We start from the raw sequence: 1,946 nt of genomic DNA, 5'->3' as shown, positions 1-1,946 counted from the left end.
TCAAGGAGTTTGTCTAAATATCCTCTTTTATAAATCCATTCTAATCTTTCAGGTGTAAAATAATAAGGGGCATTAGGATAGCCTTGAGGAGGAGTGAGGGCTGCTAGTTTGGCGCTTAATACTAGGGTATCTTTGAATAAAGTAGCTTGTTGTTCACTCCAATCATTTGGAGTATCTACATCAAATCTTGTTACCATTCCATTTTCGTATCCATCCATAGCATCATCAAATTTATTTCTACTTTCAGAAGTAGAATCTATATCTCTTGGATCTTTTAATTTGCTTTTTTAATATCATTATATAAAGCCCAAATGATCCTGCCTTCTTCATCATAGGCAAAATCATATTTATTTAAATCAATCGTCCAATCTGCTCCTATAATCTCATCTAAAAAAGGAAGCATACCAAATTCATCTAATAAACTCTCATAATGATGATCGTGTAAATCGTAAATCATTTTTGCTCTAAGCTTATTCCAATGTTGCCCTGTAAGAAAAGAATTAGAACACAATACTGCTAAACCTAAACTTTTAAAAGCATTTTTATCTCCAAGTTGAGCTTGTAAAAACAATGCTTGTTGTTGTCTTGCTTTAAATCCTACGGCAGCTGTGGGACTAGCTTTAATATTTCCCAAAAGTAAAGCAGACAATTCCCATTCATTAAAGAAAGAATAAGATTTTAATGTTCCACGATGAGAACTTACTTCATCGTAAATATAGGCGTATTCTTCATTGATTAAATATCCTTTTTCATCTACATTAGCATAAGCATCATAGGGTATATCTATAACCACAGATCTTAATCCACTTCTTATTGCTAAATATTTATATCTTTCTCTTTTGGTTTTTAAAGATTTATAATAAGCTTTTTCTGCTTTAGTCCAAGGAGCTATAGCTCCTTTGATAGGATCTTTTAAATAAATACTTTGCCAATCTTTAAATTCAAGCAAAGTAGATTTCTCCCCTGTGTGAAATTCAGGATCTAGGTATTGGGGTTTATAGTCTTTGTAGGGGGAGTTTTTCATAATATGATAAGATTTAAAAACCGCTTTGGAATATTCTTCGGTATAGTTGCCTGTGGGCTTAACATTTTCTTTAAAGAGTATTTTATTGGTATCTTTTTCCACATCTAATGTTAATCCATTAGGTGTATAAATCTCATAAGTTTCACTCATTATCTATCCTTTCTTAATTTAACCCATGTATAAACCATCTTCTATGATTATAGTAGTAGCTAGTCTGCCTATGAAATTAGGCGGAGTTTTTGTTTCTGATGTGATGTCAGCATTTGCACTTGCTTTGCTAGTGTTATTTTCTCTTTTGCCTATAGCTTTCAAGCTTTCTTTATTTCCATTTATCCCCATATACATAGCCTTAAGATTGTTTTGTCCTATGATATTGAGTTTTTCTAGTAATCTTCTGGTTTTATTTTTATCTTCTATATATCTTCCTGTTTTATCTTTACTTGTATTATAAATTCCATTAGCAAAATCTTGTAAAATTTGTAAAGCTTCATTGTAAGCATGAATAGGACTATCTTCATCCTTTTTAAAAGCACTAATTTGCTTTTCTTTATTTCTAAACTCTTTAAACAAAGGATGATTACAAGGAAGTTGATATATAGTGCATTTTTTAAGTTCTAAAGATTTTAACTCTTTAAAATAAAAAGTATAATCATCTATAATATATTTTTGTTCTTTTATATCCTCTAAAGCAGTTGCATTTCTTTTCTCATCAATAATCAAATAAGACAAAAGTCTTTTTAAAAGAAATTCTTTATTTTCTTCAAGCTTTTGATCTATTTCATAATGAAAGGAAAAATGAGTGTCAAAAACTCCTGTGCAAAGATCTATGCCATAAAAAATTTTCTTTAAATCAAAGCTAATGAATTTCGAATTGATTGCAAAAGGATAGGTTACAAAATGATCTCTTATAACCGCTAAAGGA

General features: G+C 30.0%; 2 pseudogenes. Both read right to left on the bottom strand.

The features are described 5' to 3' along the window. Positions 1-1,174 (bottom strand): annotated as a pseudogene (locus AJN69_RS02780) (hypothetical protein); the annotation flags it as partial. Between the two features lie 18 nt (positions 1,175-1,192). Further along, positions 1,193-1,946: pseudogene (locus AJN69_RS02775) on the bottom strand (hypothetical protein); the annotation flags it as partial.

Origin of the sequence: Campylobacter sp. BCW_4338 (assembly GCF_001763255.1) — a bacterium.
GTDB classification, from domain to species: domain Bacteria; phylum Campylobacterota; class Campylobacteria; order Campylobacterales; family Campylobacteraceae; genus Campylobacter_D; species Campylobacter_D jejuni.
This window is presented reverse-complemented; position numbering and strand designations above follow the sequence as displayed.